General features: G+C 58.2%; 16 protein-coding genes. 11 read left to right on the top strand and 5 right to left on the bottom strand.

All coding sequences use genetic code 11. The features are described 5' to 3' along the window. Positions 1-104 precede the first annotated feature (104 nt). Positions 105-1,397 carry a serine--tRNA ligase gene (gene serS / locus GKN89_RS09655; protein ID WP_019454553.1) on the top strand — a complete coding sequence of 431 codons (1,293 nt, stop codon included), beginning with the start codon at positions 105-107 and terminating at the stop codon, positions 1,395-1,397. A gap of 53 nt (positions 1,398-1,450) precedes the next feature. Here the strand turns inward: serS and GKN89_RS09660 are convergent, their stop codons facing one another. Continuing rightward, positions 1,451-1,816, bottom strand: a complete 366-nt coding sequence (locus GKN89_RS09660) for a DUF1801 domain-containing protein (RefSeq protein WP_154746865.1) — start codon at positions 1,814-1,816, stop codon at positions 1,451-1,453. A 163-nt stretch (positions 1,817-1,979) separates the two neighbouring features. On the opposite strand from GKN89_RS09660, the gene GKN89_RS09665 reads away from it, so the two are divergent. Next, positions 1,980-3,131, top strand: coding sequence for an MFS transporter (locus GKN89_RS09665; RefSeq protein ID WP_025159681.1), 1,152 nt, complete (start codon positions 1,980-1,982; stop codon positions 3,129-3,131). Positions 3,132-3,180: 49 nt separating this feature from the next. Here GKN89_RS09665 and pflA read toward each other — a convergent pair whose 3' ends face one another. The 4 genes from pflA to ycaO all read right to left on the bottom strand — a co-directional run bounded on the left by pflA (position 3,181) and on the right by ycaO (position 9,620). Next, complete coding sequence (gene pflA / locus GKN89_RS09670; protein WP_015377324.1) at positions 3,181-3,921, bottom strand: pyruvate formate lyase 1-activating protein; 741 nt, start codon at positions 3,919-3,921, stop codon at positions 3,181-3,183. 280 nt (positions 3,922-4,201) lie between these two features. Continuing rightward, a complete protein-coding gene (gene pflB, locus GKN89_RS09675; protein ID WP_019454549.1) occupies positions 4,202-6,484 on the bottom strand; it encodes a formate C-acetyltransferase in 2,283 nt (760 codons plus the stop codon). Positions 6,485-6,538: 54 nt separating this feature from the next. Further along, positions 6,539-7,399: a formate transporter FocA gene (gene focA, locus GKN89_RS09680; protein ID WP_019454548.1), complete on the bottom strand. Its 861-nt coding sequence runs from the start codon at positions 7,397-7,399 to the stop codon at positions 6,539-6,541. Positions 7,400-7,856: 457 nt separating this feature from the next. Then, positions 7,857-9,620, bottom strand: a complete 1,764-nt coding sequence (ycaO, locus tag GKN89_RS09685) for a 30S ribosomal protein S12 methylthiotransferase accessory factor YcaO (protein WP_154746866.1) — start codon at positions 9,618-9,620, stop codon at positions 7,857-7,859. Between the two features lie 148 nt (positions 9,621-9,768). On the opposite strand from ycaO, the gene ansB reads away from it, so the two are divergent. The 9 genes from ansB to lpxK all read left to right on the top strand — a co-directional run bounded on the left by ansB (position 9,769) and on the right by lpxK (position 22,075). After that, positions 9,769-10,815: an L-asparaginase 2 gene (ansB, locus tag GKN89_RS09690; protein WP_063919126.1), complete on the top strand. Its 1,047-nt coding sequence runs from the start codon at positions 9,769-9,771 to the stop codon at positions 10,813-10,815. A gap of 302 nt (positions 10,816-11,117) precedes the next feature. Continuing rightward, positions 11,118-12,203, top strand: a complete 1,086-nt coding sequence (gene serC / locus GKN89_RS09695) for a 3-phosphoserine/phosphohydroxythreonine transaminase (protein ID WP_063919127.1) — start codon at positions 11,118-11,120, stop codon at positions 12,201-12,203. A gap of 113 nt (positions 12,204-12,316) precedes the next feature. Beyond that, positions 12,317-13,603: a 3-phosphoshikimate 1-carboxyvinyltransferase gene (gene aroA / locus GKN89_RS09700; protein ID WP_154746867.1), complete on the top strand. Its 1,287-nt coding sequence runs from the start codon at positions 12,317-12,319 to the stop codon at positions 13,601-13,603. 266 nt (positions 13,604-13,869) lie between these two features. Next, on the top strand, positions 13,870-14,559 hold the full coding sequence (gene cmk, locus GKN89_RS09705; protein ID WP_025159679.1) for a (d)CMP kinase: 690 nt from the start codon (positions 13,870-13,872) through the stop codon (positions 14,557-14,559). Positions 14,560-14,743: 184 nt separating this feature from the next. After that, a complete protein-coding gene (gene rpsA / locus GKN89_RS09710; RefSeq protein WP_004928267.1) occupies positions 14,744-16,417 on the top strand; it encodes a 30S ribosomal protein S1 in 1,674 nt (557 codons plus the stop codon). Between the two features lie 62 nt (positions 16,418-16,479). After that, a complete protein-coding gene (ihfB, locus tag GKN89_RS09715) occupies positions 16,480-16,764 on the top strand; it encodes an integration host factor subunit beta (RefSeq protein ID WP_004928264.1) in 285 nt (94 codons plus the stop codon). A gap of 270 nt (positions 16,765-17,034) precedes the next feature. Next, positions 17,035-19,311, top strand: coding sequence for a ComEC family protein (locus tag GKN89_RS09720; protein ID WP_370520198.1), 2,277 nt, complete (start codon positions 17,035-17,037; stop codon positions 19,309-19,311). A 35-nt stretch (positions 19,312-19,346) separates the two neighbouring features. Then, positions 19,347-21,095 carry a lipid A ABC transporter ATP-binding protein/permease MsbA gene (msbA, locus tag GKN89_RS09725; RefSeq protein WP_025159678.1) on the top strand — a complete coding sequence of 583 codons (1,749 nt, stop codon included), beginning with the start codon at positions 19,347-19,349 and terminating at the stop codon, positions 21,093-21,095. After that, positions 21,095-22,075, top strand: coding sequence for a tetraacyldisaccharide 4'-kinase (lpxK, locus tag GKN89_RS09730; RefSeq protein WP_154746869.1), 981 nt, complete (start codon positions 21,095-21,097; stop codon positions 22,073-22,075). Before msbA ends, lpxK begins: the two co-directional genes overlap by 1 nt.

The raw sequence follows: 22,075 nt of genomic DNA on the forward strand, positions 1-22,075 counted from the left end.
CCGTTGCGGTAAGGTTAGCAGGTATCACTCTTCTTTTATGCGGCTATAAATCAGCCGCATAGAACAACAACACTTCTTTCAATAACAACAAGCACAGGATTAGCATGCTCGATCCCAATCTGCTGCGTAATGAGCTAGACGCAGTCGCCGTCAAACTGGCTCGCCGAGGCTTTAAACTCGATCTGGATCTGCTGCGTTCGCAGGAAGAACGCCGCAAAGTTCTGCAGGTAGAAACTGAAACGCTGCAAGCGGAACGCAACTCCCGATCGAAATCCATCGGCGCGGCCAAAGCGCGTGGGGAAGACATCGAGCCGCTGCGTCGCGAAGTGAACGAGCTGGGTGACAAGCTGGATGCCGCCAAGGCGGAGCTGGATGCGCTGCAAAGCGAGATCCGCGATTACGCCCTGACGTTGCCTAACCTGCCGGACGACGCCGTGCCGGATGGTAAAGACGACAGCGAAAACCTGGAGGTCACCCGCTGGGGTGAACCGCGCCAGTACGACTTCGCGGTGCGCGATCACGTCGACCTGGGCGAAATGGCCGGCGGGCTGGATTTTGCCGCCGCGGTTAAGCTCACCGGTTCGCGCTTCGTGGTGATGAAGGGGCAAATCGCCCGCATGCACCGTGCGCTGTCCCAGTTCATGCTGGATCTGCACACCGAGCAGCACGGCTACCTGGAGGCCTACGTGCCTTACCTGGTTAACCACGCCACGCTGTACGGCACCGGCCAGCTGCCGAAGTTCGGCGAAGATCTGTTCCATACCCGTCCGCTGGAAGAAGAAGCTGACAGCAGCAACTACGCGCTGATCCCAACGGCGGAAGTGCCGCTGACCAACCTGGTGCGCGACGAGATCGTGGAAGAGGAATCTCTGCCGCTGAAGATGACCGCGCACACGCCATGCTTCCGTGCGGAAGCCGGTTCTTACGGCCGCGACACCCGCGGTTTGATCCGCATGCACCAGTTCGACAAGGTCGAGATGGTGCAGATCGTTCGTCCGGAAGATTCGATGGACGCCCTGGAAGAGCTGACCGGCCACGCGGAAAAAGTGCTGCAACTGCTGAACCTGCCTTATCGTAAGGTGCTGCTGTGCACCGGAGACATGGGCTTCGGCGCGTGCAAGACCTACGATCTGGAAGTGTGGCTGCCGGCGCAGGATACCTACCGCGAGATTTCGTCCTGCTCCAACATGTGGGACTTCCAGGCGCGTCGCATGCAGGCGCGCTGCCGCAGCAAAGCCGACAAGAAACCGCGTCTGGTCCACACGCTGAACGGTTCCGGCCTGGCGGTTGGCCGTACCCTGGTGGCGGTGCTGGAGAACTACCAGCAGGCCGACGGCCGTATTCAGGTGCCTGAAGTGCTGCGCCCTTATATGGGTGGCCTGGAATATATCGGCTGAACAGCCAATCACCAGAAAAAAGCGCCTGCGGGCGCTTTTTTTATGTCGAGAATTCAGTCTGCCGCCAGCGCGTAAGCCTGTTTAATGTAGTCGGCCAGATGTTTGCTTTTCACCTCGGCGGGTGAGTGGAGCTTGATGTGCCGCCGATACTGGCCGCTGCCTTCAAGTTGGTGATGGCGATCTGTCAATCGGTAGCCGTGGCCGAATTCCACCGTAACGTGGTTGCGATAGGCGAAAACGCCGCAGAAAAATTGGCGATGCGAGAACATGATGCCACCGTATTTGACCGATTCGGTGACGCCATCGCCGCTCGCGGCAGCGGCCCGGCGAACCTGTTGCACTATCTCCAGCAGCTCGCCGTGCGTGCTGCCGATGTCCGCCAGCAGGGCTGCGACCGCCGCATCATTTGCCTGACTCATCCTGTTTCCTTATCGTCAAATACGCACTGCGCTGAGCATAGCGCTTTTTCAGCCGGTTAACCGGAAACAAATCGTGCGGTGGAATGATAAGAGGCGATTGACTTTTTTATCGCCAGTGGCATGATGCGCGCACTCTCATTGCGCGTTCGGTCACAATTTCACTATGTCCGCATACTCCCGCCCGGTGCTGTTATTGCTCTGCGGCCTCTTGCTGCTCACGGTATCCATTGCCGTTTTGAATACGCTCGTGCCCCTTTGGTTAACCCATGCTCAGCTGTCGACCTGGCAAGTGGGAATGGTCAGCTCTTCTTATTTCAGCGGCAACCTGTTGGGCACGCTGGTGGCGGGCAAACTGATCCAACGCGTCGGCTTCACCCGCAGCTATCACCTTTCTTGTCTGGTATTCGCCGCCGCGACCGCCGGTATGGTGCTGTCGATCGATTTCTGGAGTTGGCTGGGTTGGCGCTTCTTCGCCGGTGTCGGCTGCGCCTGGATTTGGGTGATCGTAGAGAGCGCGCTGTTGCGCAGCGGCAACCTGAGCAACCGCGGCCAGCTGCTGGCGGCCTATATGATCGTCTATTACCTCGGGACGGTGACCGGCCAATTGCTGTTGAGCATGACCTCGACCGAATTGCTGCACGTGGTGCCGTGGGTGACCGCCATTGTGATCAGCGCCATGCTGCCGATGCTGTTCGCGCGGGTCAACCGTCATGAAGATGAGCCGCAGCAGGCGGCGGTGTGGTCGATGCTGAGACGCCGCAGCGCGCGCCTGGGCATCAACGGTTGCATCATCTCCGGCATTGTGCTCGGTTCGCTGTACGGCCTGATGCCGCTGTACCTCTCTCATCAGGGCATGAGCGACGCCAACGTCGGCTACTGGATGGCGCTGCTGGTCAGCTCCGGCATCGTCGGCCAATGGCCGGTTGGACGCCTGGCCGATCGTTACGGGCGTCTGCTGGTGCTGCGCATTCAGGTGTTCGTGGTGATCCTCGCCAGCGTGGCGATGCTCGGCAACTACGCCATGGCGCCTTCGCTGTTCATCCTCGGTTGCGCCGGCTTTACCCTGTATCCGGTAGCGATGTCCTGGGCCTGTGAGAAGGCGATGCCACACGAGCTGGTGGCGATGAACCAGGCGCTGTTGATGAGCTACACCATCGGCAGCCTGCTGGGCCCATCGATGACGGCGCTGCTGATGCAAAACTACTCCGACCGCGTGCTGTTTGTGATGATTGCCGCCGTGGCGCTGGTTTATCTGCTGATGCTGCTGAAAAAGCAGAAACCGGATCACCACCACACACCGTTCGCCGCCGCCTGAGCATAAAAAAACCGGCCATGAGCCGGTTTTTTCTTGTGGTGCGCGCCAATCAGTAGATCACTTTGTGGCCGTAGCTTTCCAGGATGCCTTTGACGCGATCCATGGTCTCGGCTTTCGGCGGATGCACGCCATCCAGCTTATACTCTTCCCCCATCGCCACCCATTTGTGCTTGCCCAGCTCGTGGTAGGGCAGCAGCTCGATTTTTTCGATGTTGGTCATGTCCTTGGTGAACTCGCCCAGCAGATGCGCCGACTTATCGTCGTCTGACCAACCCGGCACCACCACGTAGCGGATCCAGGTGCGCTGGTTGCGTTTCGCCAGGTAGCGGGCGAATTCCAGCGTGCGGTGATTGGAGACGCCAACCAGGTTCTGGTGGATCTCGTCGTTCATCTGTTTCAGGTCCAGCATCACCAGATCGGTGGTATCCAGCAGCTCGTCGATCACCGGATCGTAGCGGCGCACGAAACCGTTGGTATCCAGGCAGGTATTGATGCCTTCGGCATGGCAGGCGCGGAACCAGTCGCGCACGAATTCAGCCTGCAGAATCGCTTCGCCGCCGGATGCGGTCACGCCGCCGCCGGAGGCATTCATGAAGTGGCGATAGGCCACCGCGTCTTTCATCAGCTCTTCGACGGTCACTTCTTTGCCGCCGTGGGTGTCCCAGGTATCGCGGTTATGGCAATAGAGGCAGCGCATCAGGCAGCCCTGGAAGAAGACGATAAAGCGGATCCCGGGCCCATCGACGGTGCCGCAGGATTCGAAGGAGTGGATGCGACCAGTTACTGACATTGCGGGGTTTTCTCCAATATTGACTGTCAAACGCAGTCTAAAAATAGGCGCGTGGCCGCCGGCCAGGTATCTGCGATGCAGCGGCGGGATGAGCCCGCCACCGGGGGTAATGATGCCTGTCGGCCGGTCAGTTGCCGGATAACTGTTTTGCCGGCTATCCATTCAGTATAGATGTCCGGCAAAACAGACTCGCACAGAGTCAGGGGAGAGCGGTGGGAGAAAAGGGCCGGAAGAACCGGCCCGACGTTGCTACCGGGCGGTTTCCCGCCCGGCTGGCGCATTACATCGTTTGAGTGAAGGTACGAGTAATGACGTCCTGCTGTTGCTCTTTGGTCAGCGAGTTGAAGCGCACGGCGTAACCGGAGACGCGGATGGTCAGCTGAGGGTATTTCTCAGGGTTTTCCATCGCATCCAGCAGCATTTCGCGGTTCATCACGTTGACGTTCAGGTGCTGGCCGCCTTCGATGGAGGCTTCATGGTGGAAGTAACCATCCATCAGGCCAGCCAGGTTGGCTTTACGCACGTCGTCGTCTTTACCCAGCGCGTTAGGCACGATGGAGAAGGTGTAGGAGATCCCGTCTTTCGCGTAGGCAAACGGCAGTTTGGCTACCGAGGTCAGGGAGGCTACTGCGCCTTTCTGGTCGCGGCCGTGCATCGGGTTGGCACCTGGGCCGAATGGTGCGCCAGCGCGGCGGCCATCCGGGGTGTTACCGGTTTTCTTACCGTATACCACGTTGGAGGTGATGGTCAGTACGGACTGAGTTGGTACCGCGTGGCGGTAGGTGCGCAGTTTCTGAATTTTCTTCATGAAACGCTCAACCAGGTCGCAGGCGATGTCATCGACGCGGGCGTCGTTGTTACCGAACTGCGGATACTCGCCTTCCACTTTGAAGTCGATAGCCAGGCCGTCTTCGTCGCGAATGGTGGTGACTTTCGCGTACTTGATGGCGGACAGGGAGTCGGCCGCAACGGACAGACCGGCGATGCCGCAAGCCATGGTGCGATAAACGTCACGGTCATGCAGCGCCATCAGCGCAGCTTCGTAGCTGTACTTGTCGTGCATGTAGTGAATGATGTTCAGCGCGGTCACATACTGCTTGGCCAGCCAATCCATAAAGTGGTCCATGCGGGCCATGACTTTGTCATAGTCCAGCACTTCGTCCATCATTGGCGCTTCTTTCGGGCCGACCTGCATTTTCAGTTTTTCGTCAACGCCGCCGTTGATGGCGTACAGCATGGTTTTCGCCAGGTTGGCGCGGGCGCCGAAGAACTGCATTTGTTTGCCGACGATCATCGGGCTGACGCAGCAAGCGATGGCGTAGTCATCGTTGTTGAAGTCAGGGCGCATCAGGTCGTCGTTTTCGTACTGTACGGAAGAGGTGTCGATGGACACTTTCGCCGCGAATTTCTTGAAGTTCAGCGGCAGCTTCTCAGACCACAGGATGGTCATGTTCGGTTCCGGAGACGGCCCCATGGTGTACAGGGTGTTCAGGAAACGGAAGCTGTTTTTGGTGACCAGGGTACGGCCGTCGACGCCCATACCGGCCAGGGACTCAGTCGCCCAGATTGGGTCGCCGGAGAACAGCTCATCGTACTCAGGGGTACGCAGGAAGCGCACCATACGCAGTTTCATCACCAGGTGGTCGATCAGTTCCTGCGCTTGTTCTTCGGTCAGTTTGCCCGCCTTGATGTCGCGCTCGATGAACACGTCGAGGAAGGTGGACACGCGGCCGAAGGACATGGCAGCGCCGTTCTGGGATTTCACTGCGGCCAGGTAGCCGAAGTAGGTCCACTGCACCGCTTCTTGCGCGCTGGTGGCCGGGCCGGAGATGTCGTAACCGTATTTGGCGGCCATCTCTTTGATTTGAGCCAGAGCGCGATGCTGTTCAGCGATCTCTTCGCGCAGCTGGATGGTCATTTCCAGGTCTTCGCCGTTTTCCAGTTTTTCCTGCAGCGATTTGAACTGGTTCAGCTTGTCGGCCATCAGGAAGTCGATACCGTACAGCGCCACGCGGCGGTAGTCGCCGATGATGCGGCCGCGGCCGTAGGCGTCTGGCAGACCGGTCAGCACGCCGGATTTACGGCAGTTCAGGATGTCTTTGGTGTAAACGTCGAATACGCCCTGGTTGTGGGTTTTGCGGTATTCGGTGAACACTTTTTTCAGCTGCGGATCCAGTTCGCGGCCGTACACTTTGCACGAACCTTCGACCATTTTGATACCGCCGAACGGGATCAGCGCGCGTTTCAGAGGGGCGTCGGTCTGCAGACCCACGATGGTTTCCAGCTCTTTGGCGATGTAACCCGCGTCGTGAGAAACGATGGTTGAAGCAACGTTGGTGTCGAAATCAACCGGCGCGTGAGTGCGGTTTTCCAGTTTGATCCCTTCCATAACCTTGTCCCACAAGGTGGTGGTGGCTTGAGTAGCGCCAGCCAGGAAGGATTCGTCACCCTCATAAGGCGTGTAGTTTTTCTGGATGAAGTCACGAACGTTGACTTCATTCTGCCAGTCACCCTTGCTGAAACCTTCCCAAGCGTTGGCTAATTTCTCGTTAAGTTCGGTCATTGTACACCTACCTTTGATTGTGGATTTCTAACTCTGCGCGCGGTAACTCACAGCTTAGTGCTGCTCGCGGCCCCCGCGCAGATAAATTACCCAGTAAGTCAACCCAACCAGCAGACCGCCGCCGATGATGTTACCGATGGTGACCGGAATCAGGTTGTCGATGATGAAGTTGCTTACTGTCAGATGAGCGAATTGCTCAGGTACCGCCCCTACGGCTTGCCAGAATTCTGGCGTGGCGAAGTGTTTGACCACGATGCCCATAGGGATCATAAACATGTTGGCGATGCTGTGTTCGAAGCCGCTGGCGACAAACATACCGACCGGCAGCACCATGGCGAGCATCTTGTCGGTCAGGGTGCGGCCGGAGTAGCTCATCCAGACCGCCAGGCAGACCATCAGGTTGGCCAGAATGCCGAGGCATACGGCTTCGATGAAGGTGTGATGCAGCTTATGGTCTGCGGTTTGCAGGACATTCAGGCCCCACTGGCCGTTGGCGACCATATACTCGCCGGAGAACCAAATCAGCGCCACGAAGAACAGCGCGCCGACCAGGTTGCCGAGATAAACGTTCAGCCAGTTGGCGCCCAGCTGGCCCCAGCTGATGCGGCCGCTGGCCTTGGCGATGACGATAAGTACGGTAGAGGTGAACAGGTCGGCGCCCGACACCACCACCAGCATTAACCCGAGAGAGAAGCAGATGCCGCCGACCAGTTTCGCCAGCCCGAAAGGCACGCCGGCGGTGCCGGTAGTCGCCGTGATGTAGAAGACGAAGGCGATGGAAATGAAGACACCAGCGGTGATCGCCAAATAAAACGTTTTCAGCGGATGTTTGGTGGCTTTATACACGCCGGCATCCTCAGCGATTTTCGCCGTTGCCGCAGGTAAAATCAGATCGAAGGGGCTGTCAGTTTTCAAACTAACTCTCGCTCTTAAGGGTTAAAACAACGCAATGAGATACTAGCAAAGCAGTATAGGGGAAAATTTGATTTGGATCATAAGGCGGGGAAGTAGAGCGGCAAAATGACGTGTTTTTTGTGTGGTTTTTGTGGTTAATTAATTGATTTTTAATAAAAAACAATTTTTTAATGTTTGCAATTTTTTTTGAATAAGCAGGGTGGGCCGCAGGCGCTAAAGTTAAATTTTTAGACGTTTTGTCGCTGTTCGTCGCTGAAAGTTTAATTATCGGTTAATTATTATTTCACCGTCCGGCAACAATCGCCGGTTTATTTCTTTTTATGGCCGTTTAACCGCCTACTTCCCAGCTGGAAAATAAGTCAGAATACGTTGAAATAACGCGCAAAAATAAAAACGCCGCAACGGAGTGCGGCGTTCAGCAACAGGGGTACTCCCAAAGTGGCAGCCCCCGATGGCATTAGGCCTTGGCCCAGTGGCGACGTTTGGCCGCTTGCAGCTTCTCGTAGGCCGCCAGCAGCGCCTGGTGGGCCGGCAACGCTTTCAGATCGGCATCGACGGCGAACAGCCCGTTGAAGCGCTCTTCACCGCTGATGGCGGCGGAGGCTGCGTCAACCGCTTCCTGGCCGTACATCTTCACGAACGCGGTATAGTACTGCGCCGCTTCGCGCTCAGGCTCCTGCGCCAGCAGCAGCAGCGTTTGCAGGCAGCGGTAGTAGTTGCTGCGCGCCGGGCTCAGCACCGAGGCGTTGAAGTCCTGCGTCCATTCGGTCCAGATCAGCGCCTGATCCAGATCGCCGCCCGCCAGCGCCAGCATCGACTTCAGCTCGCCGATGCGCAGGGTATGCCAGGCGTTGTCTTTGCCGCTGGCAATACCCAGCAGTTCGCGCACGCGGGTGAAATCGTCCAACCCTTCGTCGTCCAGCTGTTCGATCAGCGCCAGGTATTCTTCCGGTTCCCACTCGCTGCCCGGCAACGCCAGCAGGGTGTCGCGCAGGTGCGCGCCCATGCTGTTGTTGGCCAGCAGCAGGTCTTCCGCCGGATAAATGTCGGACATGCCCGGTACGATGATGCGGCAAGCGTAGACGCCCAGATGCTCGTAGTCGGCGATGTACACTTCCGCGTCTTCTTTGTCGAAGATGCTCATCAGGGTGGCGAACTCTTCCTGCGTGCTGCCGCTGAAGCTCCAGTCAACGAACGGATAATCCGCGTCCTGCTTGAACAGATCCCAGGAGATCAGGCCGCTGGAATCGATGAAGTGCGTTTCCAGGTTGGTGTGTTCCGCCACTTCTTCGTCATCGAAGGTTGGCGCGGTGAACACGTCGAGATCTTTCAGGCTGCGGCCCTGCAGCAGTTCGGTCACCGTGCGCTCCAGCGCTACGCCGAAGTCCGGGTGCGCGCCGAACGAGGCGAAGCAGGTGCCGTTGGTCGGGTTGAACAGCACCACGCAGATCACCGGGTAGTTGCCGCCCAGCGACGCGTCGTAGGAGAGGATCGGGAAACCTTCCTCTTCCAGCTTGGCGATGGCTTCCACCACGCCCGGGTAGCGGTTCAACACCTCGTCCGGGATCGCCGGCAGGCTGATGGATTCGGCGATGATGCGGTTTTTCACATAGCGCTCGAACACTTCCGACAAACCCTGCACGCGCGCTTCATTAGCGGTGTTGCCGGCGGACATGCCGTTGGACACATACAGGTTGCCGATGATGTTCATCGGGATATACACGGTTTGCTGGTCAGACTGACGGGTAAACGGCAGCGCACACACGCCGCGATCGGCATTGCCCGATTGCAGATCGACAAGATCGCTGGCGTTCAGCTCTTGCTGCGGATCGTAGAAGGCGTGCAGACGCTCGTCGAGCAGGCCGGCCGGCAGCGTATCGTCCGCCGGGATCGGGAACCATTTCTCATTCGGATAGTGCACGAAGTCGCCTTCGGCGATCTGCCGGCCCAGGTAGAAATCGGCGAAGAAGTAGTTGGTGGACAGGCGCTCGAAATATTCACCCAGCGCCGAGGCCAGCGCGGCTTTTTTGCTGGCGCCTTTGCCGTTGGTGAAGCACAGCGGGCAATCGCGATCGCGAATGTGCACCGACCATACGTGCGGCACCGGGTTCAGCCAGGAGGCTTCTTCGATGTTAAAACCGAGATCGCTCAGTTTCTGCTGGAAACGGGCGATGGAGTCTTCCAGGGCGGCGTCTTTACCGGGGATAAAAGTTTGCGTCATTGTCTTCACTTTTTGCGCGTACTAAAAACGCGCAATGATACGGGGTTTTACGCCGGAGCTCCACGTATTCCTAAAGCGGCGGCAAAGTCACAGTTTTTTTAAGGATAAAGGCCATAATTCAGCGAGTTATCTGTCAAGGAGAAATCTAATGAAATCAGTGAAACTCAGCGTGTTAACCCTCTTGTTGACCGGCGTCAGCGCCTCGGCGCTGGCGCTGCCCAACATCACCCTGCTGGCGACCGGCGGCACCATCGCCGGCGGCGGCGACTCGGCGACCAAGTCCAACTATACTTCGGGCAAATTGGGCGTCGAGGCACTGGTCGATGCGGTCCCGGCGCTGAAGGACATCGCCAACGTGCAGGGGGAGCAGGTGGTGAACATCGGCTCGCAGGACATGAACGATCAGGTCTGGCTGACGCTGGCGAAGAAGATCGACGCCGACTGCGGCAAAACCGATGGCTTTGTCATCACCCACGGCACCGATACGCTGGAAGAGACGGCCTATTTTCTCGACCTGACGGTGAAGTGCGACAAGCCGGTGGTGCTGGTCGGGGCGATGCGGCCGGCGACGGCGATGAGTGCCGATGGTCCATTCAACCTGTATAACGCGGTGGTGACGGCGGCGGATCCGCAATCGGCCAATCGCGGGGTGCTGGTGGCGATGAACGACAGCGTGCTGGACGCACGCGACGTCACCAAAACCAACACCACCGCCGTGCAGACCTTCCAGTCGCCGAACTTCGGCCCGCTGGGGTATATCCACAACGGCAAGGTCGATTACCAGCGCTCGCCGCAGCGCAAACACACCCGTGATACGCCGTTCGACGTCAGCAAGCTGAACGAACTGCCGAAGGTCGGCATCGTCTACAACTACGCCAACGCTTCTGATGCGCCGGCCAAGGCGCTGATCGCCGAAGGCTACCAGGGCATCGTCAGCGCGGGGGTCGGCAACGGCAACCTGTATAAAACGGTGTTCGACACCCTGGCGACGGCGGCGCACAACGGCGTGGCGGTGGTGCGTTCTTCGCGCGTGCCGACCGGCGCCACCACCGAGGACGCGGAAGTGGACGACGCCAAGTACGGTTTCGTCGCGGCCGGCACGCTGAATCCGCAAAAAGCGCGCATTCTGCTGCAGCTGGCGTTGACGCAAACCAAAGACGCGAAGCAGATCCAGCAAATGTTCAATCAGTACTGATCGTTTTCTCTCCTGCGGGCGCCGGCCGGGCTCCCGCAGCCATCTCGGCTGAATACAGCATAAAACACCGCGTTAACCCGCTGAATTTCCCCATGTCGCAGGGTTTTATCGTCCAAACAATCGCGACGGCCGCAGAGCCTGTCATCACCCGGTGCGGCCGTTTGCCGCCGACGGGCGAATAAGCGTTGCAGCCATGGGGCGTGAGTGATAAAACCGAAGGGTTGGTTAACGCGAGCGTTAACTTCGGGCGTCTTTTCGACAGGTCGCTTTTCTGCGGCGAACAGTGAATGTGGTGAGGGGAAATGACTCAGGTTTATAATTTTAGCTCTGGCCCGGCGATGCTGCCGGTGGAAGTGTTGCGTCGTGCGGAACAGGAACTGTGCAACTGGCACGGTCTGGGAACGTCAGTGATGGAGATCAGTCACCGCAGCAAAGAATTTATCGCCGTTGCCGAGCAGGCGGAACAGGATCTGCGCGATCTGCTGAAAATCCCCTCCAACTATAAAGTGCTGTTTTGCCACGGCGGCGCCCGCGGTCAATTCGCCGCGCTGCCGCTGAACCTGCTGGGTGACAAGACCACCGCCGACTATATCGACGGCGGCTATTGGGCGCATAGCGCCATCAAGGAAGCGGAAAAGTATTGCACCCCGAACGTCATCGACGTGAAAACCCGCATCGACGGCCTGAGCGGCATCAAGCCGATGAAAGAGTGGCAGCTCAGCGCCGACGCCGCCTATGTGCACTATTGCCCGAATGAGACCATCGACGGCGTGGCCATCGATGAAACGCCGGACTTCGGCGACAAAGTGGTGATTGGCGATTACTCCTCGACCATCCTGTCCCGCCCGCTCGACGTCAGCCGTTTCGGCGTGATTTACGCCGGCGCGCAGAAAAATATCGGCCCTGCCGGCCTGACGCTGGTAATCGTGCGCGACGATCTGCTGGGCAAGGCGCGCAAAGAAGTGCCGTCAATCCTCGATTACACCGTGTTGGCCGAGAACGATTCGATGTTCAACACGCCGCCGACCTTCGCCTGGTATCTGTCCGGGCTGGTGTTCAAATGGTTGAAAGAGCAGGGCGGCCTGGTGGAGATGCAGAAACGCAATCAGGCCAAGGCCGAGCTGCTGTATGCGACCATCGATAAATCCGACTTCTACCGCAGCCAGGTGGCTATCGCCAACCGTTCGTGGATGAACGTGCCGTTCCAGCTGGCCGATGCGGCGCTGGACAAAGTGTTCCTCAGCGAAGCCGAAGCCATTGGCCTGCAGGCGCTGAAAGGCCATCGGGTAGTTGGCGGCATGCGCGCTTCTATTTACAATGCCATGCCGCTGGCCGGCGTGCAGGCGCTGACCGACTTCATGGCCGACTTCGAACGTCGTCACGGCTGATCCCGGCAGCTCGCCACGTGCGGGCTGCTCAGGCTGTTGTCCTTTTGCATTAAAGCGGCTCCGGCATTATCCCGGAGCCGTTTCGTTTATCAGAATTGGAGAGTTTTGTTCACATGGTGGATTCCCTGACGTTACAACCGGTTGCCCTGGTCAATGGCACCGTCAACTTACCCGGCTCCAAGAGCGTTTCTAACCGCGCTCTGCTGCTGGCTGCGCTGGCGAAAGGAACGACCCGGCTGACCAACCTGCTGGACAGCGACGACGTGCGTCATATGCTGAACGCGCTGCAGGCGTTGGGCGTGAGCTATCAGCTTTCCGCTGACCGCACCGTGTGCGAAGTGACCGGCGTGGCCGGCCCGTTGGTGGCCGAACGGCCGCTGGAACTGTTCCTCGGCAATGCCGGCACCGCGATGCGCCCGTTGGCGGCGGCGCTGTGCCTCGGCGAAGGCGACGTGGTGTTGACCGGTGAACCGCGCATGAAAGAGCGCCCGATCGGCCATCTGGTGGATGCGTTGCGCCAGGGCGGGGCGCAGATTGACTACCTCGAGCAGACCGATTACCCGCCGATTCGCCTGCGCGGCGGCTTCCAGGGCGGCGACGTCACCGTCGACGGCAGCGTCTCCAGCCAGTTCCTGACCGCGTTGCTGATGACCGCGCCGTTGGCGCCGCAGGATACGCAGATCCACATCAAGGGCGAGCTGGTCTCCAAGCCGTACATCGACATCACGCTGCATCTGATGCGCACCTTCGGTGTAGCGGTCAGCCACGACAACTATCGGGTGTTCCATATCCAGGGGCGCCAGACGTATATCGCGCCGGGCGATTACCTGGTTGAGGGCGACGCCTCTTCCGCCTCTTACTTCCTGGCGGCGGCGGCGATCAAGGGCGGCACCGTGCGTGTGACCGGCATTGGTCGCAAAAGCGTGCAGGGCGACACCAAGTTCGCCGACGTGCTGGAGAAAATGGGCGCGAGCATCACCTGGGGCGACGATTTCATCGAGTGCAGCCGCGGTGAACTGCGCGGCATCGACATGGACATGAACCACATTCCGGACGCGGCGATGACCATCGCCACCGCGGCGCTGTTCGCCGAGGGGCCGACCACCATCCGCAATATCTACAACTGGCGGGTGAAGGAGACCGATCGTCTGGCGGCGATGGCCACCGAGCTGCGCAAGGTCGGGGCGGAAGTGGATGAAGGCGAAGACTACATTCACGTAGTGCCGCCGGCCAAGCTGCAGTTCGCCGAGATAGGCACCTACAACGATCACCGCATGGCGATGTGTTTCTCGCTGGTGGCACTGTCGGATACCCCGGTCACCATTCTCGATCCGAAATGCACCGCGAAAACCTTCCCTGACTATTTCGAACAGCTGGCGCGCATCAGCCAGCCAGCGTAACCCGTCAAATCGTTTATTTTAAGGCCCCTTTGCGGGCCTTTATCATTTTTAACCTTTGGCGACCGGCGTTTCTTCTATACTTTTTCGCGGTTGTGCGCTTATTTTCAACAACCGGACAGTTCCAGGGTAACAGATCGCCGTAGGGCAGCGTATAATACGCCACCGTATTTGCCCCTGATTGGGCAGGTGACAGAGAGTGCGGCGCGCGGGCCTTGAGCCGAAGCACGCCGTGTCTCTGTGAGGTTTTCTACCTGAAGGAGAGAGAAATGACGGCTACAGCCCCGGTGATAACCGTTGATGGACCAAGTGGCGCAGGCAAAGGCACGCTGTGTAAAGCGTTGGCCGAGTCCCTTGGTTGGCGTTTGCTGGACTCCGGCGCGATCTATCGCGTGCTGGCGCTGGCGGCGTTGCATCATCAGGTGGATATCACTTCTGAGGAAGCGCTGGTTCCGCTGGCCGCACATCTCGATGTTCGCTTCGTTGCCCAGGACGGCAAGCTGCAGGTGATTTTGGAAGGTGAGGACGTCAGCAACGAGATCCGCACCGAAACCGTCGGCAACACCGCGTCGCAAGCGGCGGCGTTTCCGCGCGTGCGCGAGGCGCTGCTGCGCCGCCAGCGTGCATTCCGCGAGGCGCCCGGCCTGATTGCCGATGGCCGCGACATGGGCACGGTGGTGTTCCCGGACGCGCCGGTCAAGATTTTCCTCGACGCCAGCTCGGAGGAGCGCGCGCACCGCCGCATGCTGCAGTTGCAGGAGAAGGGCTTTAATGTTAACTTTGAACGTCTTTTAGCCGAGATAAAGGAACGGGACGACCGTGACCGTAATCGGCCTATCGCGCCTCTGGTGCCCGCTTCAGACGCCCTCGTGCTGGATTCTACCAGCATGTCGATCGAAGAAGTAATCCGGCAGGCGTTGACGTATGCACAGAAAGTGTTGGCGTTGCCGCAGCGATAAGCGCGGCGGCGCTATTGGCTTTTTGTCATATTTGTCATAGCGGTATCGCAATATATCGGGTAAAATTTTACCCCTGTAACCTTAAACCCTGTCGGCATGGAGCCAATGGCGGGGTATGTGAAACAACCCCATTCGGCGGGATGCTAAATGGACGTTAAACTAAAGAACCCTGAAGATTAACAACATGACTGAATCTTTCGCTCAACTCTTTGAAGAATCCTTAAAAGAAATCGAAACCCGCCCGGGTTCCATCGTTCGTGGCGTCGTTGTTGCTATCGACAAAGATATCGTACTGGTTGACGCCGGTCTGAAATCTGAGTCTGCCATCCCGGCTGAGCAATTCAAAAACGCCCAGGGCGAGCTGGAAATCCAGGTTGGTGACGAAGTTGACGTTGCTCTGGATGCTGTTGAAGACGGCTTCGGTGAAACCCTGCTGTCCCGTGAGAAAGCTAAGCGTCACGAAGCTTGGATCACGCTGGAAAAAGCCTACGAAGAAGCTGAGACTGTAACCGGTGTTATCAACGGCAAAGTGAAGGGTGGCTTCACCGTCGAGCTGAACGGCATCCGCGCGTTCCTGCCAGGTTCCCTGGTTGACGTGCGTCCGGTACGTGACACTCTGCACCTGGAAGGCAAAGAGCTTGAGTTCAAAGTCATCAAGCTGGATCAGAAGCGCAACAACGTTGTCGTTTCTCGCCGTGCGGTTATCGAATCCGAGAACAGCGCTGAGCGCGATCAACTGCTGGAAAACCTGCAGGAAGGCATGGAAGTTAAAGGTATCGTTAAGAACCTCACTGACTACGGTGCATTCGTTGATCTGGGCGGCGTAGACGGCCTGCTGCACATCACTGACATGGCTTGGAAACGCGTTAAGCACCCAAGCGAAATCGTCAACGTTGGCGATGAAATCACTGTTAAAGTGCTGAAGTTCGACCGCGAGCGTACTCGTGTATCCCTGGGCCTGAAACAGCTGGGCGAAGATCCATGGGTTGCTATCGCGAAACGTTACCCAGAAGGCACCAAGCTGACTGGTCGTGTAACCAACCTGACTGATTACGGCTGCTTCGTAGAAATCGAAGAAGGCGTTGAAGGTCTGGTACACGTTTCTGAAATGGATTGGACCAACAAAAACATCCATCCGTCCAAAGTTGTTAACGTGGGCGACGTAGTGGAAGTGATGGTTCTGGACATCGATGAAGAACGTCGTCGTATCTCCCTGGGCCTGAAGCAGTGCAAATCCAACCCATGGCAGCAGTTCGCAGAAACCCACAACAAGGGCGACCGCGTTGAAGGTAAAATCAAGTCTATCACTGACTTCGGTATCTTCATCGGCCTGGACGGCGGCATCGACGGCCTGGTTCACCTGTCTGACATCTCCTGGAACGTTGCAGGCGAAGAAGCAGTACGTGAATACAAGAAAGGCGACGAAATCGCTGCGGTTGTTCTGCAAGTTGACGCAGAGCGCGAGCGTATCTCCCTGGGCGTGAAGCAACTGGCTGAAGACCCGTTCAATAACTACCTGTCTATGAACAAGAAAGGTGCTATTGTTACTGGTAAAGTCACTGCAGTTGACGCCAAAGGTGCTACAGTTGAATTGGCAGGCGGCGTAGAAGGTTACCTGCGTGCATCTGAAGCCTCTCGCGACCGCATTGAAGATGCAACTCTGGTTCTGAACGTAGGTGACGAAGTTGAAGCTAAATTCACCGGCGTTGACCGTAAGAACCGCGTTGTAAGCCTGTCCGTACGTGCTAAGGACGAAGCTGACGAGAAAGACGCCATCGCAACTGTTAACAACAAACAGGAAGAAGGCAACTTCTCTAACGCAATGGCTGAAGCTTTCAAAGCGGCTAAAGGCGAGTAATGACGGGGGGCGGTCTCTGGCCGCCCCGATACGGTAGTTTAGCTGCAAAGCTTGGAGGTACTATGACCAAGTCTGAACTTATTGAAAGACTTGCTGGCCAGCAATCTCATATTCCGGCGAAGGCCGTTGAGGATGCAGTGAAAGAGATGCTTGAGCACATGGCCGCTACGCTGGCCGAGGGCGAACGCATTGAGATCCGCGGATTCGGCAGTTTTTCTCTTCACTACCGTGCCCCGCGTGTAGGTCGTAACCCGAAAACCGGTGACAAAGTCGAGCTGGACGGCAAGTACGTTCCTCACTTCAAACCAGGCAAAGAGTTGCGTGACCGCGCCAATATCTATGGTTAGTCGCTGACTGCTCATAGCGTTGTTGCTTGTAAAGAATATAAAACGGTGCCTTTAAGGCGCCGTTTTTTTTCGCCTGTGGTTCTCAGCGCTCCGCTCGTGAATTGCGTACCGCGCCGCATGTGCAGTGTGGTTGCTGCATAAACTTCTCTTATCCTGCCAGGTTCACCGCATCTTCGCTAAAGCCCGCTGGCGGCGGCATATCGCCTGAATAATCCTGTTTGCCTGCCTCGACGCGCTTTTGCTGATGGCGGGTAGGATGGGAGAAGAGCGATCAAACTTTCGCTGGATCTGGCGATTTTCGCCGTTATCGGCGGCATTCTGCCGCTGCTGGTTTTACCGCGGTTGCCTGAGCCATGGCTGCTGTGGCCGATATTGCTTGCCGCCGGTTTACTGCTGCGCATGCGCTGGCCGTTCTATCGCTATTTGGCCTGTCTTGGGTTGGGATTCACATGGGCGGTTTTTAACGCCGGAACCCTGATCGGGCAAATGGAACGCTTAAGCCGCGGGCCGGAGGTGACGGCGGTGGTGCAGGTAAGCAGCATCGCTCTGGAGTCCGCCGACAGCAAGCAGGCATTGATGCGTATCGAGCGGATCGATGGCCATTGGCTGGTGCCTGCGCTGGCGTTTACCACCGCATGGGTTCCGCAACAGCGGCGGTTGTGCGCCGGGCAGCGTTGGCAATTGAAACTGCGTTTACGCCCGGTGCATGGCAAGCTCAATGAAGGGGGTTTCGACAGCCAGCGTTGGGCTATCGCACAGCGCCAGCCGCTGACCGGCCAGGTCAGGCAGGCTTATTTATTGGAAGGCGGTTGCAGCCTGCGCCAGCACATCATCAGCCATGCGGAAACCAATATCGGTGAGCTGCGTTACAAGGCCGTGTTGCTGGCGCTGGCGTTTGGGGAACGAACCGCGCTGGAACAGGCTTTACGCACGCTGATGCTGAAAACCGGCATTGCACATTTAATGGCCATTTCAGGGCTGCATGTAGCGATGGTCGCCATCTTGCTCTGGGCCGTGCTGCGCGGGCTGCAGTTTTTTCTTCCCGCCCACCTGATTGGCTATCGTTTTCCACTGATCGCGGGCTGGGTGGCGACGCTGATCTATGTCTGGTTGGTGGGCGCCCAGCCGCCGGCGGTGCGCTCCCTCCTGGCAATGACATTGTGGATGTCGCTGCGTCTGCGTGGGGTGCTTTGCTCTTCCTGGCAAGTGTGGCTGTGGTGTGTCGGGCTGATTTTGCTGTGCGATCCGCTGGCGGTATTGTCAGACAGCTTCTGGCTGTCGGTGCTGGCGGTAGGTTGTCTGATTTTTTGGTTTGAATGGGCGCCGCTCGGTGAACGATTTCGCTCAGCCTGGTACTGGGCGCCGGTGCGCTGGTTACATATTCAACTTGGCATGACGCTGCTGCTGGTGCCGATGCAGGCCGCGTTGTTTCTGGGCCTGACGCTGACCTCATTGCCGGCTAATTTGTGGGCGGTGCCCATCGTTTCATTGATGACGGTGCCGTTGATCTTGTTGGCGGTGATCTTTGGCTTCGCTCCTTCATTAAGCTACGGGTTATGGTGGCTGGCGGACGTCACGTTGCACTGGGTGTTTGTGCCGCTGAATCATCTGCAGCATGGCTGGGTGGATTTGGGGGCCGCTTCGCTGCTGGCCAGCGCAGCGGGATGGCTTATCGTTATCTGTTGGCGATTTCATTGGTGGTGGCGCTATGCGCCGGGGCTGGCGGCGGTGGCGATATGCTGCGTGTTGTGGCGTGGCAAAGCGCCGGACTATCGTTGGCGTGTCGATATGCTTGATGTCGGGCACGGGTTGGCGGTGGTTATCGAGCAAAACGGCAAGGGGATACTGTACGATACCGGCGATCGTTGGCCCGCGGGCAGCGCTGCCGAGCGACATATCTTACCGATGCTGAACTGGCGGGATATTGAGCTGGAGCAGATCATTATCAGCCATATTCACCTCGATCATATCGGCGGGTTGCCGGCGGTGCGGCGGGCGTTTCCGCAGGCTACGGTGCGCAGCCCGATACGCGGGGAAGGGCACTTGCCCTGCGTCGCCGGTGAGCGTTGGCGCTGGCAATCGCTGCAATTCGAGGTGCTGTGGCCGCCGAAAACGCTCAAAAGGCCGGTCAATGACGACTCCTGCGTGATCCGTATCGACGATGGAAAATACAGCCTGCTGCTCACCGGCGATGCGGAAAAGAAGGCGGAGGCGCAGTTGTTACGGTTGCGGCGCGATCGTTTGGCCGCCACGGTGTTGCAGGTGGGACACCACGGCAGCAGGACGTCCTCGACGCCGCCGTTTCTGCGCGCGGTCAATCCCGAAGCGGCGCTGGCGTCCGCATCTCGTTACAACAAATGGCGATTACCGGCGCGGAAAGTGGTCGCCAGATACCGGGCAAATGGCATCCAATGGCGCGATACGACGCGCTCCGGTCAGTTATCGGTACTTTTTTTCGACAACGATTGGCAAATTAAAGGCTTTCGCGAACAATTAATGCCCCGTTGGTATCATCAGCGGTTTGGCGTAGAGGGTGATAATGAGTAAAATAGGCCGCTATTTCTTCCGATGCTGGTATTTGCATGATGAATGATAAAGATCTCTCGACCTGGCAGACGTTCCGTCGACTCTGGCCGATGATCACTCCTTTTAAGACCGGGCTGATTGTGGCCGCCATTGCGTTGATTATGAACGCAGCGGGGGACACGCTGATGCTGTCTCTGCTTAAACCGCTATTGGACGATGGGTTTGGAAAAACCGACAGCAGCGTGCTGGTATGGATGCCGTTGGCGGTCATTGCGCTGATGTTGATGCGCGGCGTGACCAGCTTTGTTTCAAGCTACTGCATTTCCTGGGTTTCCGGCATGGTGGTGATGCAGATGCGTCGCCGCCTGTTTGGCCACATGATGAGAATGCCGGTGGCCTTCTTCGATCAGCAGTCCACTGGGACTCTGCTGTCGCGCATCACCTATGATTCCGAGCAGGTGGCTTCCTCCTCCTCCAGCGCGCTGGTGACCGTGGTGCGGGAAGGGGCCTCGATCATTGGCCTGTTCATCATGATGTTCTACTACAGCTGGCAGCTGTCGGTGATCCTGATCGTGCTGGCGCCGATCGTTTCCATCGCCATTCGCCTGGTGTCCAAGCGTTTCCGCAACATCAGCAAGAACATGCAGAACACCATGGGGCAGGTCACCACCAGCGCCGAACAGATGCTGAAAGGCCATAAAGAAGTGCTGATCTTCGGTGGCCAGCAGGTGGAAACCGAGCGCTTTAACTCGGTGAGCAATCGCATGCGCCAACAGGGCATGAAACTGGTGTCCGCGTCTTCGATCTCCGATCCGATCATTCAGTTGATCGCTTCGCTGGCGCTGGCGTTCGTGCTGTTTGCCGCCAGCTTCCCAAGCGTGATGGAAACCCTGACCGCCGGTACCATTACCGTGGTGTTCTCGTCGATGATCGCGCTTATGCGTCCTCTGAAATCGCTGACCAACGTCAATGCCCAGTTCCAGCGTGGGATGGCGGCCTGCCAGACGCTGTTCTCCATTTTGGATATGGAACAGGAAAAAGACACCGGCACCCGTGAAGTGAAGCGTGCGAAAGGCGATATCGAATTCCGCAATGTCACCTTCTACTACCCGGCCAAAGAAACGCCGGCGCTGCGTGACATCAACCTGAAAATCGCTGAAGGCAAGACCGTGGCGCTGGTAGGGCGTTCGGGGTCAGGTAAATCCACCATCGCCAACCTGCTGACGCGTTTCTACGATATCCAGGAAGGCGAAATCCTGATGGATGGCCACGATCTGCGGGAATACACGCTGGCTTCGCTGCGCAATCAGGTGGCGCTGGTCTCGCAAAACGTGCACCTGTTCAACGACACCATCGCCAACAACATCGCCTATGCGCGCGAAAGCGAATACAGCCGCGAGCAGATTGAGAAAGCGGCCGAAATGGCGTACGCGATGGACTTCATCAACAAGATGGAAAACGGCCTGGACACGGTGATCGGTGAAAATGGCGTGATGCTTTCTGGCGGCCAACGTCAGCGTATCGCCATCGCGCGTGCGCTGCTGCGCGACTGCCCGATCCTGATCCTGGATGAGGCCACTTCTGCGCTGGATACGGAATCCGAACGCGCCATTCAGGCTGCGCTGGACGAACTGCAGAAAGACCGCACTTCGCTGGTGATCGCGCACCGTTTGTCGACCATTGAGAAGGCGGACGAGATCCTGGTGGTGGAAGATGGGCGCATCGTCGAACGCGGCGAGCACGCTGAGTTGCTTGAACAGCACGGCGCCTATTCGCAGCTGCACCGCATGCAGTTTGGCCAATAATGATCGAGCGCATTTGGTCCGGCGGATCGCTGCTTTATCTGGCGCTGCTGCCGCTCTCCTGGCTGTATGGCCTGTTCAGTTGGCTGATTCGCCTAAGCTATCGCTGCGGCCTGCGCAAAAGCTGGCGCGCGCCGGTGCCGGTGGTGGTGGTGGGCAACCTCACCGCCGGCGGCAACGGCAAAACCCCGATGGTGATCTGGCTGGTGGAACACCTGCAGCAGCGGGGCTACCGCGTTGGCGTGGTGTCGCGCGGCTACGGCGGCAAGTCGGCAGTCTATCCCCTGGTGCTCAGTCGGAATACTTCAACCCGTGAAGCGGGGGATGAGCCGGTGCTGATTTATCAGCGCACCGGGGCGCCTGTGGCGATCGCGCCCAAGCGGGCTGAGGCGGTGCAGGCATTGCTGCAGCCACAACCGTTGGATGTGATCATCACTGATGACGGCTTGCAGCACTATGCTTTGCAGCGCGATTTCGAGCTGGTGGTTATCGACGGCGTGCGCCGTTTCGGCAACGGTTGGTGGTTGCCGGCCGGGCCAATGCGCGAGCGCGCCGCGCGGCTTGCCAGCGTCGACGCGCGCGTCGCCAACGGCGGCGTGGCGCAGGCTGGGGAAATCGCCATGCGCTTGCAGGCGCGTGACGCGGTTAATCTGCTGAGCGGAGAACGCCGCCCGGCGGCCGAGCTGCCGCGCGTGGTGGCGATGGCAGGCATCGGCCATCCGCCGCGTTTCTTCGCGACGCTGGAAAAGTTGAACGTCGACGTTGTGCAGGAAGTGGCGTTCGCCGATCATCAGGAATATCAGCAGGCGCAGTTGGCGGCACTGGTCTGTGCAGACCAAACGCTGCTGATGACGGAGAAAGACGCGGTGAAGTGTCGCGCCTTTGCCCAGCCCAATTGGTGGTATTTACCGGTTGATGCGGTGCTGCCGTCCGCTCAGGCTGAGCAACTGCTGCAGGATATCGAATCCCTGCTGACTAAATAA

Origin of the sequence: Serratia sp. YC16, from assembly GCF_009707615.1 — a bacterium.
Lineage (GTDB): Bacteria > Pseudomonadota > Gammaproteobacteria > Enterobacterales > Enterobacteriaceae > Serratia > Serratia surfactantfaciens.

Excerpts from the sequence above, each read along its gene's own strand:
- msbA (WP_025159678.1), top strand. The coding sequence starts at position 19,347 with ATGATGAATGATAAAGATCTCTCGACCTGGCAGACGTTCCGTCGACTC.
- ycaO (WP_154746866.1), bottom strand. The coding sequence starts at position 9,620 with ATGACGCAAACTTTTATCCCCGGTAAAGACGCCGCCCTGGAAGACTCC.
- serS (WP_019454553.1), top strand. The coding sequence starts at position 105 with ATGCTCGATCCCAATCTGCTGCGTAATGAGCTAGACGCAGTCGCCGTC.
- GKN89_RS09660 (WP_154746865.1), bottom strand. The coding sequence starts at position 1,816 with ATGAGTCAGGCAAATGATGCGGCGGTCGCAGCCCTGCTGGCGGACATC.
- GKN89_RS09665 (WP_025159681.1), top strand. The coding sequence starts at position 1,980 with ATGTCCGCATACTCCCGCCCGGTGCTGTTATTGCTCTGCGGCCTCTTG.
- aroA (WP_154746867.1), top strand. The coding sequence starts at position 12,317 with ATGGTGGATTCCCTGACGTTACAACCGGTTGCCCTGGTCAATGGCACC.
- ihfB (WP_004928264.1), top strand. The coding sequence starts at position 16,480 with ATGACCAAGTCTGAACTTATTGAAAGACTTGCTGGCCAGCAATCTCAT.
- rpsA (WP_004928267.1), top strand. The coding sequence starts at position 14,744 with ATGACTGAATCTTTCGCTCAACTCTTTGAAGAATCCTTAAAAGAAATC.
- ansB (WP_063919126.1), top strand. The coding sequence starts at position 9,769 with ATGAAATCAGTGAAACTCAGCGTGTTAACCCTCTTGTTGACCGGCGTC.
- pflA (WP_015377324.1), bottom strand. The coding sequence starts at position 3,921 with ATGTCAGTAACTGGTCGCATCCACTCCTTCGAATCCTGCGGCACCGTC.
- pflB (WP_019454549.1), bottom strand. The coding sequence starts at position 6,484 with ATGACCGAACTTAACGAGAAATTAGCCAACGCTTGGGAAGGTTTCAGC.
- serC (WP_063919127.1), top strand. The coding sequence starts at position 11,118 with ATGACTCAGGTTTATAATTTTAGCTCTGGCCCGGCGATGCTGCCGGTG.
- lpxK (WP_154746869.1), top strand. The coding sequence starts at position 21,095 with ATGATCGAGCGCATTTGGTCCGGCGGATCGCTGCTTTATCTGGCGCTG.
- cmk (WP_025159679.1), top strand. The coding sequence starts at position 13,870 with ATGACGGCTACAGCCCCGGTGATAACCGTTGATGGACCAAGTGGCGCA.